Here is a 16,694-nt window from a genome sequence, read left to right on the forward strand (position 1 = left end):
TTGGGGTGCGGTTCAATCACTCGCCCTTTTTGTTATGCCGATTTATAAATTCATCACACAATCAACCTTTCCAAAATCTTGCCATAAATCAGCGTTAATCTCTCCAAATCATCGACCGCCACTTTTTCATCTATCTGATGAATGGTGTCGTTTAGTACGCCAAGCTCAACCACTTGGGCATTCATAATCGGAGCGATAAACCGCCCGTCCGATGTTCCGCCCGATGTGGATAGCTTACCGTCCGTGCCTGTAACGTCCTTGATGGCGGATACCACCGCATCCACAAACTCGCCTTTTGGGGTCAAAAATGGCTCGCCTGATAAGCTCCATTCAATGTCATAAGTCGCCTTTGAATTGGCAAAATGCTTATCCAAAATGGCGTGAGTTTTTACCTGTAAGCTCTCGGCGGTGTTTTCGGTGCAAAAGCGAAAATTAAACAGCACGTCCACGCTATTGGGTATCACGTTGGTCGCCCCTGTACCGCCATTTATGTTGGAGATTTGCATACTGGTGGCAGGAAAATAGTCGTTGCCCTCATCCCATTTAGTCGCTGTCAGCTCCGCCAAAGCAGAGATAAGCTCATGTATGGGATTGACTGCCAAATGTGGGTAGGCGATGTGCCCTTGTTTACCCGTTACGATAAGTTTGGCATTTAGTGAACCACGCCTGCCATTTTTGATGACATCGCCAAGCACGCTTGTGCTGGACGGCTCACCCACCAGACAAAAATCCATACGCTCGCCCCGTTTGGCAAGCTCCAATACCACCTTGTGCGTACCGTTAATCGCCACACCTTCTTCATCTGCGGTGATAAGTAGCGAAATGTCGCCTTTGTGGTTGGGGTGGTTCTTTATGAACTCATCACACGCCACACAAAAACAGGCAATGGCGGTTTTCATGTCGCTTGCCCCACGCCCCCACAGATAGCCGTCAGCCACAGTCGCCGAAAAAGGCGGATACGTCCATAGGCTCTCATCGCCCACAGGCACGACATCGGTATGCCCTGCAAAGCATAGATGGATGGCGGTGGGGTCGGAGCCTTTTTTCTTGGCGTATAGGTTTTTGATTTGGGCGTTTTTGCCGTTGTCATTTGGGTCGCCAAAATACAAAAATTCACAAAGAAAGCCCAATTTACCCAAAAATTCTGCCAAAATGTCTTGGCACTCAAAATCATTGGGGGTAATGGATGGCTCTTTTAATAGGGTGGTGGATAGGGATAGGGTGGGGGTCATGGGGTTTTCCTGTTTAATTTAAAATCGTATCAATGGGCAAAATTAAGCGATAAGGAATGTCCGTTGGCAAAAAGCCAAAACGCTGATAATATCTAGCCAGCTCATCATTTTTGGCATCAATAATCACAAAGGCAATGCCCGTATCAAGGCTTAATTGTTTGGCTTTATTTAGGGCGTGCGATAACAACACTTTTGACAATCCTTGCCCTTGAAAGGCTTTATCCACGCCCAATTTACCAATCAAAATGGCAGGGATTTTGTTGGGATAGCCCTTGATTTTCATGATAAGTTCGGTATTGGATAAGCTATAAAATCCGATGATTTGATTGGGTGTATCAGCATCGGTCAAGACATGAATTTTGGCGATGTTTTTCTTGGTGTGTTGATTGGCGAGTGTTTTTAGATAGGTGTTAATATCATCTTGTCCGCAATCAAAACTTTGCCTGTCATGATGTTTGTCAAGCCTTTGAACATTCATGTCAAATCTACCACATCACGGCTAAGTGCCAATAATTCTTTTAATTCGTCATTGGCTTTGGGTGGATTATCTAATAAATCTTTGATAAGTTCGCTGTCCTTTTCGGACAATTCCCATGTTTGGCTCATCTCAAACACATCGTGGCTGTCTTGGATGAGATGTAGCGATTTTTCGTACATGGTCGTTAGGATAAAATGGCTCATGCTCACGCCCATAAGCTGACTGGCTCTTTCAATCACGGCTTTGGCTTGGGGCGTGGTTCTTAGGCTAATGCGTTCGGTGGCGTGCATGGTGTCCCCTTGTGTGTCTGTTGTATGTTTTATGGATGTACATTATAGCATGATTGGCAATGTTTTTAAATCAACTTCTCCGCCAAACCCAAAATCCGCTCACGCCACGACACATCTCGTACCCAGTCGCTGGGTATGCCGTCAAGCCCATAATACGCCCCTGCAATCTGCCCTGTAATTGCCCCTGTGGTATCGGCATCATCGCCCAAATTGACCACTTGCAATATCGCCTCTTTAAAATTATCCGTATGATAAAACGCCCAAAGGCTCGCCTCCAAGCTATCCACCACATAGCCTGTCCCAAAAATCTCATCACGGATTTTGGTTTTAAAACTGCCATTGATGACCGCTTGCACCTTTGGAGAAAAGGCATAGTTACTGGTTGGGGTAAGCAGTTTGTCCTTGTCCGTTGCGCCATTTAGAGCATGATACAGCACTTCGCCAAAATAGGCACACGCCGAGAGACAATCAGGCGAGCCGTGCGTGGTTTTTGAACTTTCATGCGAGTAATAAACGCATTTTTGCAAGTCATCATGATAAAAAATAGGCACGGGAGCAAGTCGCATAAGCGAGCCATTGCCAGACGATAATTCGTGGGTGCTACCTGCATAGGCGTTGCTTGTGGATTGAAAACTTCTTAGGGCGTTGGCGGTTGCCATGCCAATATCAAAGCATTCGCCCGTTACCGAATTCTCGCCTTGCTTATACCAGCGAAGATAGCGTGCCATTTGGTCTTTTGGGTCAAAGCCGTTGCACGCAATCAAGCTATCCGCCAAACACAACGCCATAGACGTGTCGTCCGTCCATTGCCCTTTTTTAAGACCAAACACGCCACCGCCCACCATGTCGGTAACGGGGCTAAATGTGCCACGGGGTTTAAATTCTGCCGTTGTGCCGACCGCATCGCCAATGGCAAGCCCAAGCAGGGAACCTTGGCTTTTATTTAGTTTATTCATATTTTTCCTTTTAGATAAGCCTTTCATCACGCCGAAGCCAAGTCGCAATAGAAAACCGAGTGCGATTGGTAATTTCTACTTGGTGTAACAGATTGCTATCAAACACCACAAGACGATTAAGTTGTGGTAAAAGCTGGGTAGTCTCGCCCACTTTATCCACCACCATTATCGCACCGCCATTGTCCGCCGTCCAGTTATCATTTAAATAAAACACCGCAGAGATGACCCGCTCATCTCGCCCTTTGGGGTTGTCCGAGTGCCATTTGTAGCCAAAGCCTGACGGATAGCGTGCATAATGGGCTTCTGATGAGCGAATGCCTGTATATAGCGTGGCGTTAAAATACCGTCCAAGCTCGTCAATCGCCCCAAGGTACGCCGACCCCACAGAGCAGGTCTCATCAATCCAGCGAATGCTGTCGCCACGAATGGCGGTTTCTCGCTCGCCATGGGTAAGATGAGCTTCTTTGTAGTCTATAAATCCGCTCTCAGCTTGTAAGGCGGTCAAGTCGTCTGCACCAAACACATCATCAAGCACCATGGTACCTGTGGCGATAAAATCATCAAGTTTGGGGTCTATTAGGGCGTGCCAGTCGGTAGCAAATAGCGTGGTTGTCATGGTGTGTCTCTATGAAAATGTTAATACCAAAATCAAATCCCAAGCATCTCCATCGCCCGCACAAGCTCGCTCTCGCCCTTGGCGGTCAGTTGCACTCTGTGCGTGAGACTCACACAAGGCTTGATAAGCTCTCTTTTTAGCATCTCATCGGCAATGCCCGCTTCCACCAAATCGCCAAAGCGGGTGGGATTGGTCGGATCACCCACGATAAGCATCATGGCGGACAACAAAGACAGCTCCAAATCCAGCTCAGGACTGATGTTATTTGGGTCAAAGGGTGTATCGGCAAGCTCGTCCATTTCATCGGCATATTGGGGTGGTATCTCGCCCACGGCTTTGATGACGGTAAAGTGATAGCCGTCTAAGTCATCGCTTTGGGTGATTTTTTCAATGCGAATGCGATGTAGCCAATCATCACCAAAATCAAACCAATAATAGATGTATTCTTTTTCGGCTAAACTTAGCTCATCTAGCGTGGTCGATGTGGGGTGGATTTTATTTTCGCTGGTAAATAACTCATCAGCCAACTGCCAACTGTCATCTAGTAGAACGTATTCATGACAATCATTAAACAGTTTATTAAAACTGTCCATTTTGCTCCGAGCGATAAAAAACTGCCAAAGATGTTCGTCATGGCGTTCAAACAGGCGAAATATCTCTTGGTGCAATTCGTCAAAGCGGATGTTGCCCGACACTTCGACAATGCGGTGCAACTCGTTAATGGGATAATGCGGTTCTACTAAGGATATTTTTAGGCGGTAGGTGTTCATGGGGATTTCCTTTGATGTTACAGCTAACAAAATCGGATTTTACTACGGAAACCGTTCGCCCTGAGCTTGTCGAAGGGTCGGTTTCCGTCATGGTTCGACAGGCTCACCACGAACGGAAACCGTAGCAATTTTTCATTTTGTAGAGTGTATGGATTTAAGATGATTTTAAAATTTGGGCGTGTCGGGGCGAATCACATTACCCAAAGGCAGGCACGCCCCATAACATCATTTATTTTTTATTGGGTGATTTTGTCTTTTTGTCCTTCTCATTTGTGTGCTGTTTTAGCCAGTCCAACGCATCCTTTTGCCAAAACTGCCCATGCTGTTGCCAAAACTCATAGGCTTGTGCAGGACTGCCAACCATAATACCGCCATGGGCATAGCCGTCTGACGGCATGGTGTGGCGTTTTTTTAATAAATCTCTTTCCAAACTAAAAATAAACCCTTATAAGTATTGGGGTTGAAGTTTTTAAAAATCCATAAAAATCAGGGTTTGGAAAGAAGTCTAATAATTCCTTGGCACACAAAGGAAACTCTTGGATGGCTTTTTTTAGGTATTTGTCGGCACTTTTTTGCCCTAATTGCCACGACGCAAACGCCACGCCATAAACGATACTGGGGTCAAAATCATCGGGGTAGGTTTTGTATAATTTGATGACTTCTTTGTATTTTTTGCAAAACAATAAGGATTGGACGTATTCATGGCGTATGCCTAAATTGTCGGTCGGACAGGCTTTTAACAAACGCTGTTGGATAAACATCACTTGCCTTATGTCGTGATATCGCTCCATGATTTCTTGGGCGTAGCGAGCGTAGGCACGCATAAAGGGGCGGTTTTCGACAAATCCCCAGTGCAACTCATCTTTTTGCCAATCAAATCCTGCCTGTGCTAAGGCGTTAAGCCCAATAAGTACCGCCATGTTCAGTCGCATAAATCCTTTGTCCACAAACCAATCTGGGGCAAATTCGTAGGCGTTATACAAAAAGTCAATTCTTTGGGGGGTATTTATCACAAAGTTTGTCTATCTTTTGGTAGGCTTTGTCTTCGGTTTTGGGGGTGTGGCTGTTGAATAACTCTTCTAAGGCGTTATCCATGTCAATGTCTGCTTGGGGCATGTCCATGCTAATGTCGTCCAAAAAATCCTTGTCGGTCAGCATTTTTTCCATGAATAATTCAAAGGCTTGCTCTTCGGACTCAATGTTTTCTTTATCCAATAACGCCAGCACCTCGGGCAATTCGTTTTGAAACCTTGCCATGGTTTGGGGATTGGGCTCGTGATTGTCGGCAGAGTCATGGTAATGAAATAGCCAATCACCGCCGTCATTGGAGACATAAGTAGAGCAAACTCTCATAACAACTCCTGTTTTTTAATCTGATTTTACAAAAGGGCGAATATTTCGCTCTTACGGTTTTTGACAATGAAAACTACCAAAACAAGCCAATGTCAAGCAGTCATCAAGTATCAATATCCGCATTCAACGCATTTTCTTCAATAAACACCCGTCTTGGCTCAACCTCATCGCCCATTAAGCAGTTAAACAGACGGTCGGCTTCAATGGCGTCTTCTATCGTGATTTTGAGCATATTGCGGTTTTCAGGATCCATGGTCGTCTCCCACAGCTGGTCGGCATTCATCTCGCCCAAGCCCTTATAACGCTGAATGGCAAGCCCACGGCGAGCCTCCGCCATAAACTGCTCCCACAAATGGTCAAAATCCTTGACCGCAAAATCTTTATCACCTCGTCTGATAAAGCTCTCATCGGTCAGTAGCGTGTTCCAAGTGCTTGATAATTTTAACAATTTGGCATATTCGCCCGAATTGACAAATAAAGGGTCAAGCGTATAATGCTGGGGCAGTTTATGCACAAATATGGTGATTTTTGGCAAAAATATCTCGGCAGTCTCGGCATTGTCCGCACCGCCCACAGGTTCTAGGCTAATCTGTGGCGACAGCTCGCTTGCCTTGCCATTTAGCACATTTAGCAACTTATCCGCCCATGTCTGCAACGCCACTTTATCTTTTAGCATCTCATTTTCTAGCTTTGGCACAAAGGTTAGGGCATCGATGAGACTGGCTGGATATTTTTGGCTTAGGCGGTTTTTGGTATTTTGGGCAAGGCTATAATCATTTAATAGATTCTCCAATGCCTCGCCACGAATAGCAGGGGTATCTTTGCTCAAAAATAGTTGGTTGTCGTCAATCGTGGACGACAAGAGATAGGATTTTAGAGCGTCATTGTCTTTTAGGTACAGCTCTTGTTTGCCTTTTTTGACCTTATAAAGTGGCGGTTGGGCGATGTAGATATGCCCACGCTCGATAAGCTCTGGCGTTTGACGGAAAAAGAACGTGAGCAGTAGCGTGCGAATGTGCGAGCCGTCCACGTCAGCGTCCGTCATGATGATGATTTTGTGATAGCGAAGTTTGTCGGGATTGTACTCATCCTTGCCAATGCCCGTGCCGAGTGCCGTGATAAGCGTGCCAACTTCGGCAGATGACAGCATTTTGTCAAAACGGGCTCGCTCCACATTTAGGATTTTCCCCTTTAAGGGTAAAATCGCTTGCGTTTTTCGGCTACGCCCTTGCTTGGCAGAACCGCCTGCACTGTCCCCTTCCACAAGGTACAGCTCGGATAAGGCAGGGTCTTTTTCTTGGCAGTCCGCAAGTTTACCCGGTAGTCCTGCGATGTCTAGCGTGGTCTTACGGCGTGTCATCTCACGAGCCTTACGAGCCGCTTCTCTTGCACGAGCTGCGTCTAGGATTTTGCCTGCGATGGCTTTGGCGGACGCTGGATTTTCTAATAAAAACTCGGACAGTTTTTCGTGCATGACCGTTTCAACGGCAGATTTGACTTCACTGGATACGAGTTTGTCTTTGGTCTGTGAGCTAAATTTGGGGTCTGGCACTTTGACCGACACAATCGCCACCAGTCCCTCACGAGCGTCATCGCCCGTTACCGCCACTTTTTCTTTTTTGCCGATGTTTTCGCTGTCCATATAGGCGTTCAGACAGCGAGTCAGAGCCGAGCGAAAGCCCGATAAGTGCGTGCCACCGTCTCGTTGGGGAATGTTGTTGGTAAAGCACAAAACCTTTTCATTATAACTGTCCGACCACTGTAAGGCGACTTCCACGCCAATGCCGTCCGTGCTTTGGGCGGTAAAATGAAAAATGTCATTTAGGGTTTGTTTACCGTCATTGATGTAGCCGACAAATTCGCCAAGACCGCCTTTATGCTCAAAAATATGTTGCGTGCCGTCTCGCTCATCGGTTAAGACGATACGCACGCCTGAGTTCAAAAAGGACAATTCACGCAAGCGTTTGGCAAGAATGTCATAATCAAAAATCGTCCCCGTAAAAATCTCATCGCTTGGATAAAAGCGAACTTCGGTGCCTTTTTTGTCGGTTTTGTCAAGGCGTTTTAGGGGAAAATCAGGCACGCCGTCCGTGTAGTCTTGGGTGTGGGCGTAGCCGTCTCGCCAGATGTTGAGCGTAAGTTTCTTGGATAAGGCATTGACCACCGACACGCCCACGCCATGCAGACCGCCTGAGACCTTGTAGTTGTTGTCATCAAACTTACCCCCTGCGTGAAGCACCGTCATGATGACCTCGGCTGCCGACACACCCTCCTCGGGGTGAATGTCCACAGGAATGCCCCGTCCGTTGTCCATGACCGACACCGACTCATCGGCATGAATGGTAACCAGCACTTCATCGCAATGCCCAGCGAGTGCCTCGTCAATGGCGTTATCCACCACCTCAAACACCATGTGGTGCAAGCCCGAACCGTCATCGGTGTCGCCAATGTACATACCAGGGCGGACTCGCACCGCTTCTAGTCCACGCAAAACTCGCACGCTACTGGCATTGTAGTCGTTGGTAGGAAGTTGCTCGCTCATAAAAATCCTTTGGCATACGCCTAATTCTTTGAAAAATGTGGGTTATTATAGCATTTTTTTGCCTTGTAAGCTATCTGTGTGGTGGGGATTGTATTGGGTTGTATTGCAATTACAGCTCAATACAATTTTTAAGTTATCTGTACGATAAGGGACTGGCGGTGGCGATGACCGTCATGGAACTGCTTTTTCTAAGTTATCTATGCGATAAGGAACGACCACTACGAGATGATTGTACGTGAGCTGGTTTTCTAAGTTATCTATGCGATAAGGAACACACCAATATCAAACTGGTGGGTCGTTATGTATTTCTAAGTTATCTATGCGATAAGGAACATTTATATTTTATTGATATTATGACGGTTTCTCTTTCTAAGTTATCTATGCGATAAGGAACCACTCGATGACACCGACGCAGTCATATTTAACTTTCTAAGTTATCTATGCGATAAGGAACACATTTGGGCAAAAAACGTTGTTGTTAAAAACTTTCTAAGTTATCTATGCGATAAGGAACCTTGCATGTGTTTGGGGTTGTTGCCACCGTCTTTTCTAAGTTATCTATGCGATAAGGAACTTGCTAATGAGTACGCCAACGCCTGCGGACTATTTCTAAGTTATCTATGCGATAAGGAACATCACTGTGTCAGAATGGCACAAATCAACCTTTTTCTAAGTTATCTATGCGATAAGGAACTCCCCCAGACCGTTCCGACCGACCGACCGATATTTCTAAGTTATCTATGCGATAAGGAACTAAATACTGCTCAACGGTCATCACTCGGTAAGTTTCTAAGTTATCTATGCGATAAGGAACACGTGGATATACGCTCTGTAAAGCCCAAGAATTTTCTAAGTTATCTATGCGATAAGGAACAGGGGTTATCGCTTGTAGGGTTTGCCCCAGTTTTTCTAAGTTATCTATGCGATAAGGAACCTGATATTGGCATTTGCGTAAAGGCGGATAATTTTCTAAGTTATCTATGCGATAAGGAACGATGTCGCCAATAAAGAGCAGGAACAAGAACATTTCTAAGTTATCTATGCGATAAGGAACTCATTGTGCGTGAATAATTGCAAAGCATTGTTTTTCTAAGTTATCTATGCGATAAGGAACGGTTACAATCAAGGCGATGCCATTCCTGTATTTTTCTAAGTTATCTATGCGATAAGGAACTAATCCCGTCCAAAACAAACCCAGTGATAATTTTTCTAAGTTATCTATGCGATAAGGAACTAGAATTATACAACATAAAACCCACTTATATCAAGACTTAAAGCCATATTTTGGGCATTTACCCAATGCTTTTTTGCCTTTTTATAAGTGATTGATTGTTAACAAGTTTTTAAATAGTCAAAAAATAAAGAGTATAAACCTGTATCATACCCCTTATTTTAGCACAATCAAACTCAATCACCAATGCGGAACAGTTGCCTTATCCGTCATCGCTCCGCCTTGATTGTGCATGCCATAGACCGTAAACTCGCCGTCCACCGCCTTATCCACGACCGTTTGTTTGACATACAGCCGATACGGCACTTGATTGGTTTGGCTAAACAGTTCAATAAACGGATACGCCTTTGGCTGTTTTTTGTACGCCAAACAATGCTCCAACGCCTGCTCCACCGTCAGATTTTTAAACTCGGCAAATCGCTCGGCTTGTTTTTGTAAATCCGCTCGCTGTTGGCGTTCTACCACCACATAGCCTGTCGCACGCTCGCCCACGTCCGCTATCGCTTTGATATGCACATAGTCGGTCAAACGGTCAAGCCATTTGACAAGGTTTAGCTTTTCAAGCTCATCACGGCTTGGGGCAAATATCCGCAAGCGACCACCAAGCGTAGCAAATGTCTTGCCGTCTCGCTCCACATAGCGATAATTGGGAAAAGCCACGCCAATGGTGCGAATGCCATGCGTATTTGCCACGTCTGCTAGGGCAATATGAAGCTGATTGTAGAGCTTGCTCCATATCGCATAGGGCGGTATGTCATCGTTTGGGATTAGGGTGATTTCTTGATACACTTTCATCATATTATCCTTACGTTAGCGTAGGCGAATGTCATCAACATAAGCAAGACCCTTTTTACCCAGATAAAATGATGACACGCCTGCATTATCAATCATTTGTTTTAGGATTTTGGCTTGTTCGGTGTCAATGTCTAAATGAATTTCAAGCTGTCCGCTCGCTTTGGTTAAGGTGTGGTTGATTTTGCCTTCGCCTTTGACAGACTCTTTGCGGATATAGGGGTTGCCATAGATAATTTTTTCTTCACCAGTAATAAAATTTTTCATAAAATCTCTTTTACCATTAAATCCTCTTTTGGAGTAACCAAAGATAAATTCTTTTGTATTTTCACCCTTTCCTCTCTTATTTACTGCACCACTCATTTCATATTTTTCCTTCAAGCGATTAAGCTGAATGTATAGCAAGGCTGAATACAATCTGATTGGTTTAACTAAATCATTTTTCTCAATATATTGCTCGTCAGAAAAGTAACTTTTAATAAAAGAAATAATAGATTTAATTTTTTCATCCTGCTTAACACTTTTTAGGTCATTCAAAAATAATGAGCGATTTAGCACGTCTATTGGATTTAAAATATTGTCATCATTAATACTATTAACCAAGTAACTATCGTAATGACAGAAATCATATATTTCATCGAGTGATAACCACAAAACCCCCCAAAACTCTTTTGAGTAATCTGAATTAAAAGTTTGATGACTATTCTGTATCATACCTGTAAAAGAGTTCTGGTCGGTACTGCCTTTCATGTTGCGAATATAGGCAATCTCGTGATTGATAACACTTGGTGTATCCACAAAACTAATCTGATTTTCCAAATTGGCAAAATAATAATCATCGCTTTGGCGAGCCTGATAGAGTTTTCGCTGGTCGCCAATCAAACGACACAGCACGCCCATGACGGTATTATGACTTACCGCTCGGGCATGAAAATTCTCCGCCTTGCCAAGCTCGGTCATTGACGCGATAAAATTTCGCCCCTTTTTGGGCAAGGGTTCATCGTTGCTACCGTCCAAAAACGAATTTCGCCACGATGATTCGTAGTGAATGATAATTCTCATCACGCCCCCTTATTTGGCTTCAAAATAAACCGCATAATCGCTTATCTTTTGGGGGTTGGCTTGTTCAGGGGTGCGTTTGATACGCATCATTTTGTTGCTGTCATTATAATCCACACTCAGCTCGTCCACATACATATAGCCTTTGGCTTGACGGATAAACAGCTCGCCAATCAAATCCAGCGTGGTCTGCACCAAAATATCAATGGCAACGTCATCTAGCAAAATACCCACTTCGCCTTGCTCATAAATCGTCCCTTTACGCACATAATTGGCGTGGAACGTGGCTTTTGGCGTACGGCTTGGGTCTAGCGATTGGATAAAATCTTGCACCTTTTGGGCAATCTCATCGCCTTGATTGTCCTTGATAATCATCGCACAACGGTCAAATTTGTTATCCAATGAAATAAACTGCAACTGCTCAATGCTGATAGAACCATAAGCGGTATATTTGGTATCGCCAAAGGTTGTTTTTGAAAAGAATGACGAACTGTCTCGCTCGCCTGCTTGCCCAAACTGTTCAAAATTACCATTGCCAAGTTCATCAATAAAATCTTCAAGCAATAGCGGACTGGTGCGTTTGCATTGACTGGCAGGCACAACATAACCACGCACCAACCCTGTCAATGACGCAAGCACTTTATCCAAGCCTTTTTCGTGAGCAAAATGCAAATCAAAGGCTTGTTCACGAAACAGATGATGACGGATACAGTTTTGGCTGATGTAGAGTGGCGTTTCTTTAAAATCAATGTCAGTGGCTTCTTTTTTGTATTTGTAGCCTGTCTCTTCCTTGATTTTACCTGTCAAATTGGTATAGCCACGCAGTTTTGGCAAGGTGTGGTTATCCACCGTACGCCCTTCACTGCTTAGTGTGGTTGGACCATTCCAGTTTACCACGCCATAGCCGTATGCCGTGATTTTAAAATCAACGCTTTTAACACCTGTTACTTTTTGAATGCTCATTACTGGTTCCTTATTTGGAGTGGGTTAGATAATGCTAGCTTGCACTAACGGTACAATTGTAGTATTGATTAAAACCAATTTCAACCTTAGTACTATTATAAAAATAAAATTTTGTGTTATACTAAGTCATCATCGTACAGATGACTTAGCAATTAGTACTATTTACGTTCCTTACCGCATAGGTAATTTACTCGTCATCGCCAACCTGAGTTGGGTTTTGCAGTCTATCCACAGGCATCATACCCACCGCTTGTTTGGCGGTTTTGATATAATATATGGCAAAAGGGTGTCTTGCCTTGTCGCCACCAACTACCGCCAAATCCTGCTCGGTATAGCTTAGATAAATCGGAAATTCAGGCGAGCGAGCCAGTTTTAATAGCTCCCACGCATCTTTGGCTTGTTTAAATGTTTCATTGGGGTATTTTTCCGCCATAATGTTGTGGTGTTTTTTACGCATAAATTCCACCAAATTTTTGTCCTCATCTCGCATCTCAAAACGCCCACCTTGAATCCTGTCCACACTTTCGGTCAAGCCGACAATCATCTCACAATGATTGGTATTTTCATCATAGGCATACTCATCAATAAACGTGGGATTGAGCTGATTATCCACTTCACATACCGCCATTTGTACAAAACGGTTATCCCCACGCAAGGACGTGCTGGCGATTTTCATCATGCTGTCTTTTTGTTTTGCCCGAGTGGGAGTACTCATCGGATCAATGACTTTTTTGTTGATGATGTCTCGGCTTTGTTTGAGTGATTTTTCTATGTCATCTTGGATTTTTTGTACGCTGTCTTTATCTTGATAAAACGCTTGATAAATTTCATATAATTGATTTAGTCCAATGTGTTTGATGTGATGAATGGACAAATAATTGGTCAAAAATTCATACCACGCCAAACTGCTTTGCCAACTGTTTAGACTTGCCAAAAATTTTGCTTGACTGCTACTTTGTTTTTTATTATCAAAACTTTTGGGATAAACAACAGTATAAATGCTAATTTGGTCATTTTCGCCAAACCGATTTAACCGTCCCAAACGTTGTAGGTAATTTTCAGCATTGGTAAAATCACTAAACATTCGCTCGCAACTGATATTTAATGATGCTTGCACAATAGGACCACTTCTTAATAAATCATATTTCCCAGAGCCATTTTGTTTAAAACTATCAAATACCTTGTCAAAATATGCTTTTTTATCTTGACGAGTGTATTTTGAATGTAGCAAAATGGCATTTTCATCTTGTTGATGCAATAAAAATCCAAGCTGGGCATCTTGGGCGGTATTACTAATCACAAATGCGGTTTTGGTTTTATCCACCTTATCCAAAACAAGCGGACTTTTTTGCTCGGTTTCATCAAAACTGATAAATTGCAATTCGTATTGCGATGTATTAAAACTTGGCATACGCACGATATAATTTTCATCAATGCCCAATACATTTTTGACAAAATAATCGTGCGGTGTGGCAGAGACAAGCAATACATTGGCATTTGCTTTGCGTAATTTTTTAGCTTCAATCAACTCGGCAAATAATAAATTTAATGCAGGGATATTGATGATTTCGTGAAACTCATCAAATACAATATGAGCATTCATAAAATCAAATAGCCCCACGACTTTTTGATGTGAAATGATGTTATTAACCACTTGATCTATTGTGGCAATGACAATATCGCCAGAAAAATAATCCTGTGGCAAGGTATCATCAGTATTATCAAAATCTACGCCTTGACCGATTATCTTTTTGTATTCGCCTGTAAAAATCTCAATTTGACAATCAGGCAAATAATCCGCCTGCGTCAAATCGTGCAACAGCCCCAAACATACCTGCACTCGGGGACACACCCAAATAATTTGTTTGGCGTGGGTGTTTAATGCCCATTCTAGGGCGATTTTGGTTTTGCCACAGCCTGCTGGCCCTTGTAGAACGGCGATATTATCTGCATTGGCAAATTCGGCATCGTCTTTTAATTCCGCCAACGCTTTGGCAATTTGACTTTGGGCAATATTGCGTTCGCTGTTTGGGTATTTTTGCTCAAAATTATTTAGGCATTGTGCAATGCCTTGTCTTAAAACGTTATTATCCGACAGCTCACCAATGTCTTTATCATCTAAAAGGCGAATTAAACTGCCTTCATTGATATATTCTTGTAAATCATCAGCCGATAATGCCGATACCCACCTATCTGCACAAATTACCGCCATTCTTACCAAATTATTTAACGCATTGGGGCGGATTTCATTAACAAAATCTTTAATATTGTTTGAAATGTCGCTGTAATTTTTATAATTCGGTGTTGAGCTATTGACACATTCACACTGATATTGCCAAAACGGAATGAGTAATTCTGTACCGTCATTAAAATGCTTGGCGATTTGTTGAATGTCTTTTAATACATTACTGACTTTGGTTGGCATATTATCGCTTGTTTGTAAGGTTTCTTGCCATAATTTATCAATGCCTTGTGATGATTCAAAAAATTTCTCGTTTTTGGTGCGATAAGGGCGAGTGTGATGCCAATAAATACCGTGAGCAATTTGTTCTTTTTGGCTGGAATTTAATGTATTATTTTCACGCAGTAGCGATAATGCCAAAATCCAAGATAGTTCGTGATGACGTGGATGATTTTCAAAATTAAATTTGGCAAATCCTTTATCACTGCCATTGATATGCACGCCGTCATCAGATAAATAAATCTCTTCATCGGTTTTATTAAGTTTTTTGGCAAGCCACGTTTGAAATTGTGGGTCTAATTTGCCCATATCGTGTAATATTCCTGCGATAAATGCCGATTGAGCCAATCTATCATCATCAATTTCCAATTTTTTAATCAAATGATAAGCAATAAATCCCACTGCAAATAAATGATGACTTAATAATTGACCGTGAGAGTTGGCAAAAAATGTTTGATTAACAGCAATATCCATAAATAACTCCATAGAAGTACGATTCACAGGCACATAACCTTGATGATTAAAAGCAGATTTATTCCCCACCACCCACACAAGCTCGGTGCGGTGGCGAGTGGCGATACGGTGGCAGGCGACCGCAGTGGATTTACTGGCGGTGGATTTTAACAGCTCATACACCGTTTTTAGACCGATTTCAGTAATGTTGGTTTGCCAAACGTTGTCGCCAATGCGATTAGCAAAAGCGTCCAAAATCTTGCGAGTACGCTTAATGGCTTTTTTCTCACATTGAGAAATAAAGGTTACAATCATGCAAAATCCTTATTCAAATTCCTTGTTTAGAGCAAGCCCCTTTACCGTCTCAAACATCACATCAAGGGCGTGATAATTGGTAAAATAAGACAGGCACAGTTCACGAAATTCCTGCTCACGGACGTTATCAGACGCACACATAAAGGCAAGTGGCAGGATAATTGTATCTTTGACAATGTCGGCAATATCAAACACCAACGCCCCACGCCGTGTCTTGCCGTGCATGACCGCAAATCCGTGGGCAATGCCCAGCACCCAAGCGGTGGTTGCTCCCAAGCCGTATGCCAAATAATTGCCGTGATTTAAAAATTGATTGGCTTTGTCCACACCGTCATAATCACGGCTAAATCCCTTATAGCCTGTGTGTTTGACGGCAAATTTATACAGCTCTTTGGTCATACGTCCTTCTAGGGCGAGCAGGTCTGAGACGCTATTTTGCCCTAAAATTTGGGTGCGGTAATGATTTTGTAAGCTTATGATTTCATCAGATTTACTATCAAAGCCCGCCCCACGCAAGTCCTTATCACGCCCCACACGTCATTCATAAAATCAAGCCGAGCCATTTGCAAGCGTTTTGCCATTGCCAGACGTTTATCATCGTCCCACCACCACGACAGCCAGCCTTGAATGTACTCGGTGGGGCGATATTCTGATTGTGGCGTCAGCCACTCAATCTCACTCCCCATAAATAAAGGCGTGCCACCGCCCCCACAAAAGCCAATCAGCACGCCTGCACTTGCCAGTAGCCTTACCGCAGACTGGGTAATGGACGTGCCTGTGCCAAGCAGTATCACGGTGGTGTTAGCAATGGGAATATTGTAGTAGAGATTTTCTTTTTTACTTTCGGTCAGATACAGCACTCGTCCGTCTTTTTGCATGACTCGGCAATGCTCTAAATAATACAGATTGGCACGTTTGGAATGTAAAATGGTTTTTAGGTCGGTGGGGCGTAGGGTGTCCATGTGTTATCCTTACAAATAACATGGATATTAACAGATGTGTACTGTGCCGTCAATCGTTGGGGTGGATTGGGGACGGATTGGGGTGGGTTTGGATGGTTGTATTTTGGGCAGACGTGCAGGGGCATGATGGACTTATACCACAGTTTGCATGTAAGAAATAAGCATGTTATATCAACATTAAAAGGACGTGCTCAGCACGTCCCTACAAAGCCTGTAGCAAA

At 43.5% G+C, this 16,694-nt stretch carries 14 protein-coding genes, 1 pseudogene and 1 CRISPR repeat array; all 15 genes and pseudogenes read right to left on the reverse strand.

Annotated features, from left to right (window positions below; translation table 11 throughout):
* Nucleotides 1-53: 53 nt before the first annotated feature.
* The gene (gene dapE, locus B5J94_RS02340) at nt 54-1,232 is read right to left on the reverse strand and encodes a succinyl-diaminopimelate desuccinylase (protein ID WP_062501084.1); all 1,179 of its coding nucleotides are present in this window, start codon (nt 1,230-1,232) and stop codon (nt 54-56) included.
* Between the two features lie 13 nt (nt 1,233-1,245).
* The gene (locus B5J94_RS02345; RefSeq protein ID WP_062501082.1) at nt 1,246-1,710 is read right to left on the reverse strand and encodes a GNAT family N-acetyltransferase; all 465 of its coding nucleotides are present in this window, start codon (nt 1,708-1,710) and stop codon (nt 1,246-1,248) included.
* Entirely contained in the window at nt 1,707-2,000 is a 294-nt protein-coding gene (locus B5J94_RS02350) for a type II toxin-antitoxin system TacA family antitoxin (protein ID WP_062501080.1), read from the reverse strand. The genes B5J94_RS02345 and B5J94_RS02350 overlap by 4 nt, the downstream gene beginning before the upstream one ends.
* 65 nt (nt 2,001-2,065) lie before the next feature.
* Complete coding sequence (locus B5J94_RS02355; protein WP_062501079.1) at nt 2,066-2,956, reverse strand: ADP-ribosylglycohydrolase family protein; 891 nt, start codon at nt 2,954-2,956, stop codon at nt 2,066-2,068.
* Between the two features lie 10 nt (nt 2,957-2,966).
* A complete protein-coding gene (locus B5J94_RS02360) occupies nt 2,967-3,572 on the reverse strand; it encodes a 2OG-Fe(II) oxygenase (RefSeq protein ID WP_062501077.1) in 606 nt (201 codons plus the stop codon).
* A 32-nt stretch (nt 3,573-3,604) separates the two neighbouring features.
* Complete coding sequence (locus B5J94_RS02365) at nt 3,605-4,342, reverse strand: IS1096 element passenger TnpR family protein (protein ID WP_062501075.1); 738 nt, start codon at nt 4,340-4,342, stop codon at nt 3,605-3,607.
* Nucleotides 4,343-4,571: 229 nt separating this feature from the next.
* A complete protein-coding gene (locus tag B5J94_RS02370) occupies nt 4,572-4,772 on the reverse strand; it encodes a hypothetical protein (protein WP_079363909.1) in 201 nt (66 codons plus the stop codon).
* A gap of 1 nt (nt 4,773) precedes the next feature.
* Nucleotides 4,774-5,355, reverse strand: a complete 582-nt coding sequence (locus tag B5J94_RS02375) for a transcriptional repressor TCF25 family protein (protein WP_143821883.1) — start codon at nt 5,353-5,355, stop codon at nt 4,774-4,776.
* The gene (locus B5J94_RS02380) at nt 5,330-5,695 is read right to left on the reverse strand and encodes a hypothetical protein (protein ID WP_062499410.1); all 366 of its coding nucleotides are present in this window, start codon (nt 5,693-5,695) and stop codon (nt 5,330-5,332) included. Before B5J94_RS02380 ends, B5J94_RS02375 begins: the two co-directional genes overlap by 26 nt.
* A 103-nt stretch (nt 5,696-5,798) precedes the next feature.
* Nucleotides 5,799-8,237 carry a DNA topoisomerase (ATP-hydrolyzing) subunit B gene (gyrB, locus tag B5J94_RS02385; protein WP_062499412.1) on the reverse strand — a complete coding sequence of 813 codons (2,439 nt, stop codon included), beginning with the start codon at nt 8,235-8,237 and terminating at the stop codon, nt 5,799-5,801.
* 125 nt (nt 8,238-8,362) lie between these two features.
* Nucleotides 8,363-9,471: direct repeats of the CRISPR family, unit length 28 nt; unit sequence TTTCTAAGTTATCTATGCGATAAGGAAC.
* Nucleotides 9,472-9,648: 177 nt separating this feature from the next.
* A complete protein-coding gene (gene cas6f, locus B5J94_RS02390; RefSeq protein ID WP_079363911.1) occupies nt 9,649-10,263 on the reverse strand; it encodes a type I-F CRISPR-associated endoribonuclease Cas6/Csy4 in 615 nt (204 codons plus the stop codon).
* Between the two features lie 15 nt (nt 10,264-10,278).
* The gene (gene cas5fv / locus B5J94_RS02395) at nt 10,279-11,322 is read right to left on the reverse strand and encodes a type I-Fv CRISPR-associated protein Cas5fv (protein ID WP_062499416.1); all 1,044 of its coding nucleotides are present in this window, start codon (nt 11,320-11,322) and stop codon (nt 10,279-10,281) included.
* Nucleotides 11,323-11,331: 9 nt separating this feature from the next.
* Nucleotides 11,332-12,282: a type I-Fv CRISPR-associated protein Cas7fv gene (cas7fv, locus tag B5J94_RS02400; protein WP_228144500.1), complete on the reverse strand. Its 951-nt coding sequence runs from the start codon at nt 12,280-12,282 to the stop codon at nt 11,332-11,334.
* Between the two features lie 187 nt (nt 12,283-12,469).
* Entirely contained in the window at nt 12,470-15,511 is a 3,042-nt protein-coding gene (locus B5J94_RS02405; RefSeq protein WP_062499418.1) for a CRISPR-associated endonuclease Cas3'', read from the reverse strand.
* A 9-nt stretch (nt 15,512-15,520) separates the two neighbouring features.
* Nucleotides 15,521-16,473: pseudogene (cas1f, locus tag B5J94_RS02410) on the reverse strand (type I-F CRISPR-associated endonuclease Cas1f).
* Nucleotides 16,474-16,694: the final 221 nt, after the last annotated feature.

Source organism: Moraxella lacunata (assembly GCF_002027545.1).
Classification (GTDB): Bacteria; Pseudomonadota; Gammaproteobacteria; order Pseudomonadales; family Moraxellaceae; genus Moraxella; species Moraxella lacunata.

Excerpts from the sequence above, each read along its gene's own strand:
- B5J94_RS02355 (WP_062501079.1), bottom strand. The coding sequence starts at position 2,956 with ATGAATAAACTAAATAAAAGCCAAGGTTCCCTGCTTGGGCTTGCCATT.
- B5J94_RS02405 (WP_062499418.1), bottom strand. The coding sequence starts at position 15,511 with ATGATTGTAACCTTTATTTCTCAATGTGAGAAAAAAGCCATTAAGCGT.
- B5J94_RS02350 (WP_062501080.1), bottom strand. The coding sequence starts at position 2,000 with ATGCACGCCACCGAACGCATTAGCCTAAGAACCACGCCCCAAGCCAAA.
- cas6f (WP_079363911.1), bottom strand. The coding sequence starts at position 10,263 with ATGAAAGTGTATCAAGAAATCACCCTAATCCCAAACGATGACATACCG.
- cas5fv (WP_062499416.1), bottom strand. The coding sequence starts at position 11,322 with ATGAGAATTATCATTCACTACGAATCATCGTGGCGAAATTCGTTTTTG.
- B5J94_RS02360 (WP_062501077.1), bottom strand. The coding sequence starts at position 3,572 with ATGACAACCACGCTATTTGCTACCGACTGGCACGCCCTAATAGACCCC.
- B5J94_RS02345 (WP_062501082.1), bottom strand. The coding sequence starts at position 1,710 with ATGAATGTTCAAAGGCTTGACAAACATCATGACAGGCAAAGTTTTGAT.
- B5J94_RS02365 (WP_062501075.1), bottom strand. The coding sequence starts at position 4,342 with ATGAACACCTACCGCCTAAAAATATCCTTAGTAGAACCGCATTATCCC.
- B5J94_RS02380 (WP_062499410.1), bottom strand. The coding sequence starts at position 5,695 with ATGAGAGTTTGCTCTACTTATGTCTCCAATGACGGCGGTGATTGGCTA.
- gyrB (WP_062499412.1), bottom strand. The coding sequence starts at position 8,237 with ATGAGCGAGCAACTTCCTACCAACGACTACAATGCCAGTAGCGTGCGA.
- dapE (WP_062501084.1), bottom strand. The coding sequence starts at position 1,232 with ATGACCCCCACCCTATCCCTATCCACCACCCTATTAAAAGAGCCATCC.
- cas7fv (WP_228144500.1), bottom strand. The coding sequence starts at position 12,282 with ATGAGCATTCAAAAAGTAACAGGTGTTAAAAGCGTTGATTTTAAAATC.